Origin of the sequence: Pseudomonas sp. CVAP#3 (genome assembly GCF_018986375.1) — a bacterium.
In the GTDB taxonomy this organism is placed as follows: Bacteria; Pseudomonadota; Gammaproteobacteria; order Pseudomonadales; family Pseudomonadaceae; genus Aquipseudomonas; species Aquipseudomonas helvetica.
In genome coordinates, this window is sequence record NZ_JAHMSC010000023.1 from 12,771 (window position 1) to 27,707 (window position 14,937).

At 59.3% G+C, this 14,937-nt stretch carries 9 protein-coding genes; 3 read left to right on the forward strand and 6 right to left on the reverse strand.

The genetic code is table 11. The annotated features are described in order from the left end of the window. The 4 genes from KRR23_RS26165 to KRR23_RS26180 form a co-directional block, all read right to left on the reverse strand. Window positions 1-1,266 carry a hypothetical protein gene (locus KRR23_RS26165; RefSeq protein ID WP_216744804.1) on the reverse strand — a complete coding sequence of 422 codons (1,266 nt, stop codon included), beginning with the start codon at window positions 1,264-1,266 and terminating at the stop codon, window positions 1-3. Continuing rightward, complete coding sequence (locus KRR23_RS26170) at window positions 1,266-2,474, reverse strand: HlyD family secretion protein (protein WP_216744805.1); 1,209 nt, start codon at window positions 2,472-2,474, stop codon at window positions 1,266-1,268. Before KRR23_RS26170 ends, KRR23_RS26165 begins: the two co-directional genes overlap by 1 nt. 762 nt (window positions 2,475-3,236) lie before the next feature. After that, window positions 3,237-4,418: a class C beta-lactamase gene (ampC, locus tag KRR23_RS26175; RefSeq protein WP_216744806.1), complete on the reverse strand. Its 1,182-nt coding sequence runs from the start codon at window positions 4,416-4,418 to the stop codon at window positions 3,237-3,239. A 169-nt stretch (window positions 4,419-4,587) separates the two neighbouring features. Beyond that, the gene (locus KRR23_RS26180) at window positions 4,588-6,051 is read right to left on the reverse strand and encodes a glyceraldehyde-3-phosphate dehydrogenase (protein ID WP_216744807.1); all 1,464 of its coding nucleotides are present in this window, start codon (window positions 6,049-6,051) and stop codon (window positions 4,588-4,590) included. Between the two features lie 168 nt (window positions 6,052-6,219). Between KRR23_RS26180 and mfd the strand changes: the two genes are divergently transcribed. The 3 genes from mfd to KRR23_RS26195 are packed head-to-tail and all read left to right on the forward strand — an operon-like array spanning window position 6,220 to window position 12,948. Further along, entirely contained in the window at window positions 6,220-9,669 is a 3,450-nt protein-coding gene (gene mfd / locus KRR23_RS26185; RefSeq protein ID WP_216744808.1) for a transcription-repair coupling factor, read from the forward strand. Between the two features lie 10 nt (window positions 9,670-9,679). Continuing rightward, window positions 9,680-10,246, forward strand: coding sequence for a CsiV family protein (locus KRR23_RS26190; protein WP_216744809.1), 567 nt, complete (start codon window positions 9,680-9,682; stop codon window positions 10,244-10,246). An 11-nt stretch (window positions 10,247-10,257) separates the two neighbouring features. Continuing rightward, complete coding sequence (locus KRR23_RS26195; RefSeq protein ID WP_216744810.1) at window positions 10,258-12,948, forward strand: DEAD/DEAH box helicase; 2,691 nt, start codon at window positions 10,258-10,260, stop codon at window positions 12,946-12,948. Window positions 12,949-13,082: 134 nt separating this feature from the next. Here the strand turns inward: KRR23_RS26195 and KRR23_RS26200 are convergent, their stop codons facing one another. Continuing rightward, window positions 13,083-13,820 (reverse strand): S-methyl-5'-thioinosine phosphorylase, encoded by a 738-nt coding sequence (locus KRR23_RS26200; protein WP_103315332.1) that lies wholly within the window; start codon window positions 13,818-13,820, stop codon window positions 13,083-13,085. Between the two features lie 12 nt (window positions 13,821-13,832). Beyond that, complete coding sequence (gene nagZ, locus KRR23_RS26205) at window positions 13,833-14,831, reverse strand: beta-N-acetylhexosaminidase (RefSeq protein WP_216744840.1); 999 nt, start codon at window positions 14,829-14,831, stop codon at window positions 13,833-13,835. Between the last annotated feature and the right edge of the window lie 106 nt (window positions 14,832-14,937).

Genomic DNA, 14,937 nt, shown 5'->3' on the forward strand with positions numbered 1-14,937 from the left:
TCAGTCAGCCTCTTGAAAACCGGTAAAGGGGTTGATGCCGGTGGCAGCGATCGCGGCCCATGCTGTAGCGCCCAAGTGAGGCAGGTGGTAATAGAAAAAGTCGTTGGTTGTTGAGTCCGGGCCGATCGCCAACCCGGTACTGATACGCGCTGCGGGTGTTGCAAACAGCCAGCCATTGCCGGCCTGTTGGGCCAGCAACACATTCCACAGCGGCTGCGCCTTTTCCTTCATACCGCTCAAGCTCGCCACGGCGGCGGTTTGCGCGGTGCCCTCGGTCCATAAACCGTCCGGGTCGCGGTTGAAACCATACCCGGCACCCGAGCGGTGCGCCTGATCGATAAACGTAAAGACACGCCGCCAGTCCGCAGGAGGATCACTCAAGGCGATCAAGGGCCAGATCTGCGCGTCCAGTCCTGAACGCTGGCGATCCGAGGTTCGACCATCCTTCCCGGTACCAATCAGAAAGCGCCCTTCCCCGGCGTCCCACTGACTCGACACGAATTGCCGGGCAATCTGCGCCTGACGCGCCGAGCCCGAGTCGGGCGCAGCCTTGTTGAGTGCAGACCAGGCTGCCGCAAGGTCGACGTTATGTTCGGTGGACTTCCAGGTCTGCTGGATCTGCTTGGGGAAATACCCGTAGTAACCGCCGCTGAAACCCGCGGGGGCCTGTCCGTCATAAGTGTTTTTCCCGGACCACTGCAACACCTTGCGAGCGGCCTCCAGGTAAGAGGAATCACCGCTCTGGCGCAACGCCTCCAACAACGCCAACGCGGCCCAGGCCTGATTGCCGGTGGCACTGCTGACCTGATAGGCGTCCTGATTCCAGGCATTGCGCTCTATGCTCCAATAACCTGGCAGGCGCATCGACGACGAACCCACCGGGCCTGCCGCGTAGGCGTTGCGCAAGCGTCCATCCTGATATTCCGGGTCGTGGGTCGTGGCGAAGGCCAGCGCATCGGCAATCCGTCGCGCCGACTCGGCTTTACCACAGGCAAACAAGGCGATGCTGGCCAAGGCGTTGTCGTAGGTGAACGCAACCCCACGCAACGCCTGGATTGGCGCCGGCTGACCGTCCAGCGGCGGGTAACTGGCCAGCAACACCGGCCCCGCCGCTTGCGATTGCACCGCGTGATCCAGCGCTGCACACGTCATCGCCGCCAGCTGCGGCCTGGCTTGCGTTGCCAGTGCAGATCCCCCGCTGCTCATCAGCATCACCCCGATCAGGCCCGGCAGCCACGGCCATTGCACAACGTTGCGCGGACTCATCAGTGAGACACCTCGGCACTGGCCCACATCCCTGGATTGCAGGTCATGGCGCGCTGGCTGTCGGTGAGGTCAGCGGCAAAAGTACCGACGACGTACACCGAGTTTTGCTCGGCAAACGGGAAAGGAACGCTGTAGCTGTTAGGGCGAATATCCTTAGTGCTGGATAACAACTGCACGACATTGGCCTTGAGCGGTTCGTCCAGGCCATGGATTCTCACCGTCAGGACACTGTCGTGATCAATCTTGCTGGCCATGCGTTCAGGAAATACTGCAACGACATAGCTTTCTTGGCAGTTGGTGGCGCGCAGCAAGGTCGACCCGGCTTGCACCACCGTCCCTTGGGGCGCCAACAGCTCTTGAACCGTGCCGGACGAATACGCAGTGACCTCATAGCCAGCCGTCAACTTGACCCGATCCTGTTCGGTTTCGATCAGGTGGTTGAGATTGTCGAGTTCGCGTTGATAGGTCTCGCGGTTGCGGGCCTGATTTTCCAGGCTCAGTTTCAGGGTGGTCATCTGCGCGCTGAGGTCGAACATGCGCAACTGATCAGGGTCAAGGTAGACCTGCTTATTGGCGGCATTGACATCACCGTCATTGATTTGCAGCTGTGAACGGACAGACTCTGCCGCGCCTTGTAACGAGGCCAACTTGGCTTTCGAGGAGGCGACGACCGCGCCACTGACCGCCCCTTGAGTGAACAACTCGAGGTTGCGATCGAGGGTTTCCTGCGCGTCCGTCAAGCGGGCGCTGGCGGCACTGCTCTCGGCCTTCAGCGCACGTTGTGCATAGAGCTGACGAGTATGAAACGCCGATTGATAGCGCTGACTGGTTTTCTCCAACTCGTCGTAATACTGCTGGTCGTGCTCGGCCTGGCTGGCCGATGATGATAGCTCCTGCTCCAGGGTCAAACGCCGGGTTTGCAGGGTCAATAACGTCTCCTGGTTAGCCCGCGGATTTTCAACCACCGCAATCTTCTGACCCTGGGTAAAGGTCGAGCCGGGTTTGACCTCAAGCGAATTCACCACCCCCTCGATAGGTGTCGTCAGCAGTATGACCGGCGCATTCAGAATTGCCCGTGTCGCCGACGTCGACACCAGCGGCATCAGCAACGTCGAGAGCAACAGCCAGATGATAAATACCAGGACACCCAAGCCCACCAGACGCGGCAACAGGGACCATGAAAAAAACGTTGAGCGTTCTTCTGCCATGTTTAATTCTCTCAATAAGCCATGAATACACACAGCTATATGTCAGCGCTGCGCAGCCGTCATGCCCGATTAGAACGCAACCGCGAAACACATTAAGCAGGATCAACGAAAGCGGATCATCAACTCCCCGGACAGCAATAAAGCCCGCACGGTTTATTTAGATTCAGTGTGATGTGAGCAGGAATAAGTTCCCTGTCTTTTTGGAGTGTTAGTTGCCATCATGACGCATCATTAAAACGCCATTATCTTTAAAGCAGCACTGTCAAAGTTGTGAAAGTTACCGTGAACATTTGCCCGACAGTACAGGCAATTTGCTGTCACCCAACCCCGGCCAGTGCCGGAGCTGTCAGGGGGAGACACTAATTTCAGCACCCATCACTGTCAAGCAGCGAAGCATTCAATAAAATGGCGTCAATTATTGAACGCACCCTGTATTGGATCCATATAAAGCAAGCAACAACACTCTTCCATTGCAACCGCTTATTTTATTTGAGGATTTTTTTATTATTGAATTTTTATAGCGATGATCTGTCGATCTTTACAGCGTTCTGATTTGACACACATCAAGAATAAAACGGTATAACTACATTGCACTGACCGGACATAGCAGATGACACATGAACACTTCCAATTTAATAGATGATGTCTAATTGCTCCTTATAATGAACCGCCTCACATGAAAACGCCCCGACAAGTCAGGGCGTTTTCATGTGAGGCCAGGGCTTAGCGCGGCATCGCTGAAGAGTTCACATCGGTCGCCACTCAATCCTCCGCCAGCGAACAGCAATCCAGTTCACTCAGGATTCGATGCGCCAGGCGCACCCGGGGTTCGTTGGGGTAGCTCTTGTTGGCCAGCACCACAATGCCAAACTTCTTCTCGGGGACGAAGGCCACATAAGCGGAGAACCCGCCGGTCGCCCCCGTCTTGTTGACCCAGACTGCCTCCCGTGGTGCCAGGGGCGGGTTTAATGCCGTGACGACATGACTGTCGTAAATCATCTTGTCGGCGTTGCCTTCAACCAGTGCACTCAGTTGCACCGGGTAGTCGTACTGCTCCCAGATCAGGTCTTGAGTCATCGGACCTAGCTGGAAATAGCCCTTGTGCGTCTCCATCAGGGCGCGAGCGAGTTTTGCCTCTACCTTCGCGACGCCCAGATTGGCCTCGACAAAGCGAATCAGGTCCGTGGAGCTGGTTTTTACCGAGTAGGCCTCGTCACCCAGCACACCTGGATTCAACCTGACCGGGAGATCCTGCTTGTTGTAACCCTGAGCATAGAGCGACAGCTTGCTCGCCGGGATGTTGATGAAGCTGTTAGGCATACCGAGCGCCGGGAAGAGTCGCTGCTCCAGCGCCACCGCGAACGGCATCTTCATGCTGATTGCGGTAATCATGCCCAGCGCCCCGATGCTGGGGTTGGCATAGGTTCTTTGAGCACCCGGCGCATACGTCGGCTGCCACGCCTTGAAGTAGTCCATCAGCTGTTGGTTGTTCTGCACCTGATCAGGCACCTGCAAGGGGAAGCCGCCTGCGGTATGGGTCGCCAGATTGATCAGCGTCGCTTTATCGAACGGGCTACCCGCAAGCTCGGGCAGGTACTTGCCGGGGTGGTCAGTGAGAGAAAGCTGACCGTTGGCCTCGGCGTAGGTCGCCAGGGTGACCGTGAAGGTTTTACTGATGGAGCCGATTTCAAACAGCGTATCGCTCGTGACCTTCTGTTGTGTTTCCTTTGAGGCCACGCCAAAGTTGTAGAACTGCTGCTTGCCATTAGCAGTCACCGCAATGGCCAGTCCGGGAATGTTGTACTGCTGCATGACCGCTTGGGCGGCATCTTGCACGATGCTGTCGATATCCGACCGCTGGGCATTCGCCATGGCGAGGTTGCCGACAGAGACGGTGCTGGCCAGCAATAGCAATGCTGCGCAAGGCTTTGCGATAAAACGCATACAAGTGGTCCTCAGGTCTTTTTGATCGCGGGCAAACCTATCACTTTGATGCGACGGGTCCGGAAGCGATTTATCACAAAATATTTCGCCGACTCCGTAGGCCAGCCAGGCAAGCCACACAAACAAAAACGCCCCGACAAGTCGGGGCGTTTTCAGGTGCGGCTAAGGCTTAGCGCGGGAATGCTGGCGGGTTTACACCGGCCATGTCTTCCATCACGCGAACCACCTGGCAGCTGTAACCGAATTCGTTGTCGTACCAAACGTACAGAACAACACGGTTGTCTTGGGTAATGGTTGCTTCAGCGTCCACTACGCCTGCGTGGCGCGAGCCAACGAAGTCGGTCGAAACCACTTCCTGCGAGTTGACGAAGTCGATTTGCTTATGCAGATCGGAGTGCAGCGCCATGTAGCGCAGGTACTCGTTCATCTCTTCACGGGTGGCGGCTTTCTCAAGGTTCAGGTTGAGGATTGCCATCGACACGTTCGGCGTCGGAACGCGGATCGCGTTACCGGTCAGCTTGCCGGCCAGCTCAGGCAGGGCCTTGGCAGCAGCTGTGGCAGCACCGGTCTCGGTGATTACCATGTTCAGCGCGGCGCTACGACCACGGCGATCGCCTTTGTGGAAGTTGTCGATCAGGTTCTGGTCGTTGGTGTACGAGTGAACCGTTTCAACGTGACCGTTGATGATGCCGAACTTGTCGTTCACAGCCTTGAGCACCGGCACGATGGCGTTGGTGGTGCAGGAGGCGGCGGAAACGATCTTGTCGTCAGCGGTGATTTCACCGTGGTTGATGCCGTGCACGATGTTCTTCAGCTTGCCTTTGCCAGGCGCGGTCAGAACAACGCGGTCGATACCCGGGCAAGCCAGGTGCTGGCCCAGGCCCTCGGCGTCACGCCATACACCGGTGTTGTCCACCAACAGAGCGTCTTTGATGCCGTACTGGGTGTAGTCCACTTCAGTCGGGTTCTTCGCGTAGATAACCTGGATCAGGTTGCCGTTGGCGGTGATGGTGTTATTGGCTTCGTCGATGGTGATGGTGCCGTTGAACGAACCATGAACCGAATCGCGACGCAGCAGGCTGGCACGTTTGGTCAGGTCGTTTTCAGCGCCTTTGCGCACAACGATGGCGCGCAGACGCAGGCCGTCGCCACCACCGGTTTTTTCGATCAGGATGCGCGCCAGCAGACGGCCGATACGACCGAAGCCGTACAGTACAACGTCGGTGCCTTTGCGTGCGGAAGCGTTCTGCTGGCCTACAACGTCGGCCAGTTCTTCACGGACGAACTGCTCGGCAGTGCGGCCTTTGCCTTCGGCCTTGAACTTGACCGCCAGCTTGCCCAGGTCTACCGAAGCGGCGCCGAGCTTGAGCTCGCTCATCGCTTTGAGCAGCGGGAATGTTTCGTGAACGGACAGTTCGGCGTCATCGGACTGACGATGGCGAGCAAAGCGGTGAGCTTTGAGAATCGCGATGACAGACTGGTTGATCAGGCTGCGGCCATAGATCGAGCTCACCACGTTGTTATTGCGGTAAAGCTGACCGATAAGCGGAATCATCGCTTCTGCGAGTGCTTCACGGTCGATCCATTCACCAAGACACTGGTCGGGCTTCTGAGTCACGGGAACCTTCCACATGTAGGGGCTGAAAAAAGGGGCTACATTATGCCGCCGAGTCGTCTGCGGAGCAATGCACGCCTATCGCAACATGCTTTTCCTTTCGTCGGCGGTAGTCTGCAACTGACAGCCGGCACCTTCGCCCGCTACAATTACCGACTTTGTCGCAACGCTGGAGCTCAACCTTCCGTGCCCGTCCTGCGTCTACCGCTTCTCCCTGCCGCGGCAGGTAAACAGCACTGGGGCAACCTGCCCGGTGCCGCCCTGAGCCTGGCCATTGCCGAGGCCGCCAGCGCTGCCAAGCGCTTTACCCTGCTACTGACCGCCGACAGCCAGAGTGCCGAACGGCTGGAACAGGAGCTGAGTTTCTTCGCCCCCGATTTGCCGGTGCTGCATTTCCCGGACTGGGAAACCCTGCCTTACGACCTGTTCTCGCCGCACCAGGACATCATATCCCAGCGCATCGCCAGCCTGTATCGGCTGCCCGAGCTGAGCCATGGCGTTTTGGTAGTGCCGATCACCACCGCCCTACATCGCCTGGCTCCCACCAAGTTCCTGCTCGGCAGCAGCCTGGTGCTGGACATCGGCCAGAAGCTCGACGTCGAGCAAATGCGCACGCGACTGGAAGCCAGCGGCTATCGCTGTGTCGACACGGTTTATGAGCACGGCGAATTCGCGGTACGCGGCGCACTGATCGACCTGTTCCCGATGGGTAGCAAACTGCCCTACCGCATCGACCTGTTCGATGACGAAATCGAGACCCTGCGGACCTTCGACCCGGAAAACCAGCGCTCCATCGACAAGGTCGAATCGGTCCGACTGCTGCCCGCCAAAGAATTTCCGCTGCAAAAGGAAGCCGTGACCCGCTTCAAGGCACGTTTTCGTGAGCGCTTCGATGTCGATTTCCGCCGCTGCCCGATCTTCCAGGACCTGAGTAGCGGGATTACACCGGCCGGTATCGAGTACTACCTGCCGCTGTTCTTCGATGAAACCTCCACGCTGTTCGACTACCTGCCGCAGGACACCCAGGTGTTCTCCCTGCCGGGCATCGAACAGGCGGCGGAGAATTTCTGGAACGACGTGCGCAACCGCTACGAAGAGCGCCGCGTCGATCCATCCCGGCCATTGTTGCCGCCGGCCGAACTGTTCCTGCCGGTGGAAGACTGCTTCGCACGTCTCAAGAGCTGGCCACGGGTGGTCGCCAGCCAGCAAGACGTCGAAAGCGGTGTCGGCCGCGAACGTTTTCCCGCTACACCGTTGCCAAACCTGGCCATCGAAGCCAAGGCCAACCAGCCGCTGGAAGCGCTGTCGAATTTCCTTGATGGGTTTTCCGGTCGCGTGCTGTTTACCGCCGAATCGGCCGGTCGCCGCGAAGTGCTGCTGGAACTGCTGGAACGCCTGAAACTGCGACCGAAAACCGTCGACAGCTGGCCGGATTTCGTCGCCAGCAAAGAACGCCTGGCGATCACCATCGCACCGCTGGACGAAGGCCTGGTGCTGGACGATCCGGCCCTGGCGCTGATCGCCGAAAGCCCGCTGTTCGGTCAGCGAGTGATGCAGCGCCGTCGTCGCGAGAAACGCGCCGATGCCAATAACGATGCCGTGATCAAAAACCTCACCGAGCTGCGCGAAGGCGCGCCGGTGGTGCATATCGATCATGGCGTTGGCCGTTATCTGGGCCTCGCGACCCTGGAAATCGAAAACCAGGCTGCCGAGTTCTTGACCCTCGAATACGCCGAGGGCGCCAAGCTTTATGTGCCGGTGGCCAACCTGCATTTGATCGCCCGCTACACCGGCAGCGACGATGCACTGGCGCCGCTGCACCGCCTCGGCTCCGAGACCTGGCAGAAAGCCAAACGCAAAGCCGCCGAACAGGTGCGTGACGTCGCCGCCGAACTGCTCGACATCTATGCTCGCCGCGCGGCTCGCGAAGGTTATGCCTTCGCCGATCCGAAAGCCGATTACGCAACCTTCAGCGCCGGCTTCCCGTTCGAAGAAACCCCGGACCAGCAAACCACCATCGACGCGGTGCGCGAAGACATGCTCGCGCCGAGACCAATGGACCGACTGGTCTGCGGCGACGTCGGCTTCGGCAAGACCGAAGTGGCAATGCGCGCGGCATTCATTGCTGTGCACGGCGGACGTCAGGTCGCGATTCTGGTGCCGACCACCCTGCTCGCCCAACAACACTACAACAGCTTTCGCGACCGCTTCGCCGATTGGCCGGTGACCGTGGAAGTGATGAGCCGCTTCAAGTCGACCAAAGAAGTGAATGCCGCCGTTGCCGACCTCGCCGAAGGCAAGATCGACATCGTCATCGGCACGCACAAACTGCTGCAAGACGACGTGAAGATCAAAAACCTCGGGCTGGTGATCATCGACGAAGAACACCGCTTTGGTGTTCGTCAGAAGGAACAGCTCAAGGCCCTGCGCAGCGAAGTCGACATCCTGACCCTGACCGCCACGCCGATTCCGCGCACGCTGAACATGGCGGTGTCAGGTATGCGCGATCTGTCGATCATCGCTACGCCGCCAGCGCGACGCCTGTCGGTGCGCACCTTCGTCATGGAACAGAACAAGAGCACGGTCAAAGAGGCCTTGCTCCGTGAGTTACTGCGTGGCGGCCAGGTCTATTACCTGCACAACGATGTGAAAACCATCGAGAAATGTGCCGCCGACCTCGCCGAACTGGTACCGGAAGCACGGATCGGCATCGGCCACGGGCAGATGCGCGAGCGCGAACTCGAACAGGTGATGAGCGACTTCTACCACAAGCGCTTCAACGTGCTGATCGCCTCGACCATCATCGAGACCGGCATTGACGTGCCGAGCGCCAACACCATCATCATCGAGCGTGCCGACAAGTTCGGTCTGGCGCAGCTGCATCAATTGCGTGGCCGCGTCGGTCGCAGTCACCACCAGGCTTACGCCTACTTGCTGACACCGCCGCGCCAACAGATCACGCCAGACGCGGAAAAACGCCTGGAAGCGATCGCCAATACCCAGGACCTCGGCGCAGGCTTTGTGCTGGCCACCAACGACCTGGAAATCCGTGGCGCCGGCGAACTGCTGGGCGACGGTCAGAGCGGGCAGATCCAGGCCGTCGGTTTCACCCTGTACATGGAAATGCTCGAACGCGCAGTGAAATCCATCCGCAAGGGCGAACAACCCAACCTCGATCAACCGCTGGGTGGTGGTCCGGAAATCAACCTGCGTTTGCCGGCGCTGATCCCGGAAGACTACCTGCCGGACGTCCACGCACGACTGATCCTCTACAAACGCATCGCTTCGGCGACCGACGAGGATGGCCTCAAGGACCTGCAAGTGGAGATGATCGACCGCTTCGGCCTGCTGCCGGAACCGACCAAGAACCTGGTGCGCATGACCTTGCTGAAACTGCAGGCCGAGCAACTGGGGATCAAGAAAGTCGACGGCGGCCCGCAAGGCGGTCGTATCGAGTTCGGCGCACAAACGCCGGTCGATCCGCTGGTGCTGATCAAGCTGATCCAGGGCCAACCCAACCGCTACAAATTCGAAGGCGCCACGATGTTCAAATTCATGGTGCCGATGGAGCGCCCGGAAGAGCGCTTTAATACAGTGGAGGCGCTGTTTGAGCGCCTCACTCCAAAATCTGCTTGAAGGACGCCGCATGCGCCTGTTTCGCTCATTGACCCTGTTGTTGACCCTCGTTGCTCCGACGGCGTTTGCCGACAGCCTGTATCAGGTTGAAATGATCCTGTTCCGCCAGAACGCCGTGCCGGCCATTGTCAGCCGCACCGCGCCGGAGGACTGGGCTGCCGGTGCACGACCGGTCAGTGCCGACAGCCTGCGCACCCCAAGCCTGAATACCGAAGCAGAAAAACTGCGCACCAGCAGCGATTACACGGTGCTGCTGCACAAATCCTGGCAACAGAGTCTTGGCGAGGACGCGAGAAAAGTCTCGATCAGCGACGGCAAGGAGCAATTCGGCCAGTTCCCGATCGAAGGCACGCTGAACCTGAAGCTCGGGCGCTTCACCGACGTTGACGCGAACTTCTGGGTCAACCAGTTCGATACCTATGGCCGGGTTACCGCCAGCGAACGCCTGAAGCAGCAAAGCCACACTAAAAACGGTCAGCTCAACTACCTCGACAACGGCCACCTGGCGCTGCTGATCAAAATCACTTCGCTGACTGCACCTGCGCGTCCGCCAGTCCCTGACGTTCTCCCGGACTGATTGAAGTCCCCATGCCCCCGAACCTGAGCAAACCCCTGGCCCCTTCCTGGGTCAGTCGATTCAAGGAACAAAGCCTGGAGCGTGGCCGCCGCTACGCACTGGAAAATCGCGTCAGGATCGTCGAGGCCGGCGACAGCACCATCACCGCCAGTTGCGAAGGCTCTGGCGGCAATGTTTACCGCCAGACCATAACGCTGCGCGAATCCGCCAAAGGCACTCTGTTGTTGGTCGATGCAACGTGCAGTTGCCCGGTGCGCGTTAACTGCAAGCATTGCGCTGCAGTGCTGCTCAAAGTCCAGGAAACCCTTGAGTACCCGGCCGCCGCCAAAGATGCCGAACTGTTGGAAAAACTGCAGGCGGTCCTGGAAAACCGTACGCCCGCACCTTTGCCACAACGGCTGGTGGACAACGTGCAACCGGTGCCGCGCCTGTGGCTCGCGAGCATCGAGTTCAGCGCCTTCGAGCCGCGCAACGGCAAAATGCAGCGCTACATCCAGCACCGTGCCGCGCTGTCTTTCAACTATCTGGATGAATACGTCAGCGGACAGAAAAATGCCGACATCCTGATCCGACAGGAACAGCAAACGCTACGAATCAAACGCCAGCCGGACGTCGAAAAAGCCTACCGCGAACAGCTGCGAATCCTTGGATTCAGAGTGGCGACCCGCCAAAGCAAAGCCTTGCCGGAAAGCGCCGGCGAACTTTATGAGATGGTCAACGACAGCGCCTGGCTGACGTTCACTCTCAATGAGCTGCCCAAGTTACGCACCCAAGGCTGGGAGCTGCAGATTGACGAAGACTTCGGCTTTGACCTGACCGCGGTCGATGACTGGTACGCCACGGTCGAAGAGGCGCCGGAGCGCGACTGGTTTGATTTGGAACTGGGGATTATCGTCAATGGCGAGCGCCTGAGCCTGCTGCCGATCCTGCTGAACCTGATGCGCTCGCACACCGAGATTCTCAACCCGGAACGCCTGGCCAGACGCCGCGACGACGAATTGATTCTGGTGAACATCCCGCACCGTCCGAACTCCGAATACGGCCCATTGCAGGTCGCGCTGCCGCTCGGTCGTTTAAAGCCTGTGCTGGCGACCCTTGGCGAGTTTTACCTGCAAGAGCCCGGCGAAACCCGGTTGCGGCTGAGCAGCGCCGATGCCACTCGCCTGAATCCGCTGGAAGACATGCCCCTGCTTTGGGAAGGCGGCGAGCACATCCGCACCTTTGCCCAACGCCTGCGTGACATCAAGGATTACACGACCGAGGCACCCGAAGGGCTGAACGCCACATTACGGCCTTATCAGCTTGAAGGCTTGAGCTGGATGCAGTCGCTGCGGCAACTCGAAGTCGGCGGCATCCTTGCGGACGACATGGGGCTGGGTAAAACCCTACAGACCCTGGCACATGTGCTGACCGAGAAAAACGCCGGCCGCCTCGACCGGCCGTGCATGGTGGTGATGCCCACCAGCCTGATTCCCAACTGGCTCGACGAAGCGGCGCACTTTGCTCCACAACTCAAAGTGCTGGCGCTGTATGGCACCGGACGTAAAAAGCATTTTGAGCATTTGTCCGAATACGACCTGATCCTCACCACGTATGCGCTGCTGCCCAAGGATGTCGAACGCTTGGCAACGCAGCCATTGCATGTGCTAGTGCTCGACGAAGCGCAATACATCAAGAACCCCAACAGCAAGGCCGCTCATGCGGCGCGAGAGCTCAATGCCCGCCAGCGTCTGTGCCTGAGCGGCACACCACTGGAAAATCACCTGGGCGAGCTGTGGTCGCTGTTTCACTTCTTGCTACCCGGCTGGCTGGGCGACGTGAAAAGCTTCAATCGCGATTACCGCGTACCGATCGAAAAGCGCGCCAGCGACGTACGACTGCAACACCTGAATGGTCGGATCAAGCCGTTCCTGTTGCGTCGAACCAAGGAACAGGTCGCCACCGAACTGCCGCCGAAAACCGAGATCGTGCATTGGGTCGAGCTCAACGAGGCGCAGCGCGACGTTTACGAAACCATGCGCCTGGCCATGGACAAGAAAGTCCGCGACGAGATCACCCGCAAAGGTGTGGCGCGCAGTCAGATCATCATTCTTGAAGCGCTGCTCAAGCTGCGGCAGGTGTGCTGCGATCTGCGCCTGGTCAATGAGGCCGCCCTGCCCACGCGTGGCAGCACCTCGGGCAAGCTCGACAGCCTGATGGAGATGCTTGAGGAATTGTTCGAAGAAGGCCGCAAAATCCTGCTGTTTTCACAGTTCACCTCGATGCTCTCGCTGATCGAAGACGAACTGAATAAACGCGGCATCGCTTACGCGCTGCTGACCGGGCAAACCCGCGATCGACGCACTCCGGTGAAAGACTTCCAGAGCGGCAAGCGTCAGATTTTCCTGATCAGCCTGAAAGCAGGCGGCGTTGGCCTGAACCTGACCGAAGCCGACACGGTGATTCACTATGATCCATGGTGGAACCCGGCAACGGAAAACCAGGCCACCGACCGCGCTTATCGGATCGGCCAGGAGAAGCCGGTGTTCGTCTACAAGATGATTGCCCGCGGCACCGTCGAAGAGAAAATCCAGCACCTGCAAAAGGAAAAGTCCGACCTCGCGGCCGGCGTACTGGATGGGCGTTCGACCGGGGACTGGAAGCTGCAGAGCGACGATATCGAAGCGTTGTTTGCGCCACTGCCGGACAAATCGAAGATTTAGCGGTGACTGCAAGATCGCCATCGCGGGCAAGCCTTGCTCCTACGGTTTTTGAGTCGATCGCGATATTTGCGGTCAACATGGATCTGTAGGAGCAAGGCTTGCCCGCGATGGAGTCGACTCGATGTAACGAATGCTTAACCTTTAAGCACCCGCGCCAACGTCGACTTCACTTTGCCCATTCCGTCATGCAGCGCCTGCTCGATCTCGGCCATGGTAATCACCGCCGTCGACTTGCCCGCCGCCGGGTTCACCACCAGCGCCAGACACGCGTAATCCAGCTCCAGCTCGCGAGCCAATGCCGCTTCTGGCATACCGGTCATGCCGACGATATCGCAGCCATCACGCTCCAGACGGGCGATCTCGGCAACGGTTTCCAGCCGTGGACCCTGGGTGCAGGCATACACACCGTGGCTGCTGTAGGCACAGCCTTCAGCCGCCAACGCGGCAATCAACTGCTCGCGCAATGGTTCGCTGTAGGGGTAGCTGAAATCGATGTGGGTGACCTGCTCCAGATCATCGGCAAAATAGGTGTGCTGGCGACCGCTGGTGTAATCGATCAATTGATGAGGCACGCAGAAATGTCCGGTGCCCATGGCGGCATGAATCCCACCGACCGCATTGACCGCCAGAATCGCCTGCGCGCCCGCCTGCTTCAATGCCCACAGGTTGGCCCGATAATTCACCTGATGCGGCGGAAAACGGTGCGGATGGCCGTGACGAGCGAGAAACAGCACTTCACGCCCGGCGTATTCACCGACCTGGATCTCGGCCGATGGTGCGCCGTACGGCGTGTCCAGAGCCAATGACTGGCGAATGCTCAAGCCTTCGAGCTGGGTCAGGCCGGTGCCACCGATAATCGCGTAAACCGTCATTGCAAAAAGTCCTTAATCAATCAGTTGGGCATCTTTGAGCGCGCCAAGAGCGGTAAGCCAGCGCGGATCCTGCCTGTAATCGGTGCTGGCGAACGACTGGTTGCGCATCCGCGCGATGCGTGCAGACGGCGTAACCTTCAGGCGTTGAGCTGCGCTCAGCGCCAGCTCGGCGGCCGCACGGTCATTACACACCAGGCCCATGTCGCAACCTGCAGACAGCGCCGCTTCGATCCGGCTGGCAGCGTCGCCGACCACATGAGCACCGGCCATCGACAGATCGTCACTGAAGATCACCCCGTCAAACTGCAATTCTCCGCGCAGGATGTCCTGCAGCCAGCGGCGCGAGAAGCCGGCGGGCTGGGAGTCGACCTGCGGGTAGATCACGTGAGCAGGCATCACCGCCGCCAGCTGCTTGCTCAAGCGTGCGAACGGTACGAGGTCCTTGGCGCGGATCTCCTCAAGACTGCGCTCGTCATTCGGAATCGCGACATGCGAATCGGCCTCCGCCCAGCCATGGCCAGGGAAGTGCTTGCCGGTAGCCGCCATGCCGGCGCTGTTCATGCCGCGAATGAATGCGCCTGCCAGCAAGGCCGCCCGCTCTGGGTCACCTTCGAACGAACGGGTACCGACCACGGCACTGCGCTGGTAGTCGAGGTCCAGTACCGGGGCAAAGCTCAAGTCGAGGCCGACAGCCAGCACTTCGGTCGCCATGATCCAGCCACACTGCTCGGCCAGGTATTCGGCGTTCGGGTTGTCAGCAATCGCCCGCATGGCAGGCAGACGCACGAAGCCCTGACGCAGGCGCTGCACCCGACCGCCCTCCTGGTCCACCGCCAACAGCAGGTCAGGACGCACCGCACGAATCGACGCACTCAACTCTCGGACCTGGCGCGGATGCTCGATATTGCGCGCAAAAATGATCAGGCCGCCCACTTCGGGCTGACGCAACAGTTGGCGATCTTCGGCCGTCAGCCAAGTACCGGCGACGTCCACCATCAACGAGCCTTGCAGGCCAGCAGTCATAGAAATTCCTTAGTAACGAAAAGCGCGCGCGGCGCATCTTTGAAGAGCCCGGCCCGATGCAGACACACGACTTCGCCGCCAAGGGCGATGCCCG

Excerpts from the sequence above, each read along its gene's own strand:
- KRR23_RS26165 (WP_216744804.1), bottom strand. The coding sequence starts at position 1,266 with ATGAGTCCGCGCAACGTTGTGCAATGGCCGTGGCTGCCGGGCCTGATC.
- KRR23_RS26180 (WP_216744807.1), bottom strand. The coding sequence starts at position 6,051 with ATGTGGAAGGTTCCCGTGACTCAGAAGCCCGACCAGTGTCTTGGTGAA.
- KRR23_RS26190 (WP_216744809.1), top strand. The coding sequence starts at position 9,680 with ATGCGCCTGTTTCGCTCATTGACCCTGTTGTTGACCCTCGTTGCTCCG.
- KRR23_RS26200 (WP_103315332.1), bottom strand. The coding sequence starts at position 13,820 with ATGACGGTTTACGCGATTATCGGTGGCACCGGCCTGACCCAGCTCGAA.
- KRR23_RS26195 (WP_216744810.1), top strand. The coding sequence starts at position 10,258 with ATGCCCCCGAACCTGAGCAAACCCCTGGCCCCTTCCTGGGTCAGTCGA.
- ampC (WP_216744806.1), bottom strand. The coding sequence starts at position 4,418 with ATGCGTTTTATCGCAAAGCCTTGCGCAGCATTGCTATTGCTGGCCAGC.
- KRR23_RS26170 (WP_216744805.1), bottom strand. The coding sequence starts at position 2,474 with ATGGCAGAAGAACGCTCAACGTTTTTTTCATGGTCCCTGTTGCCGCGT.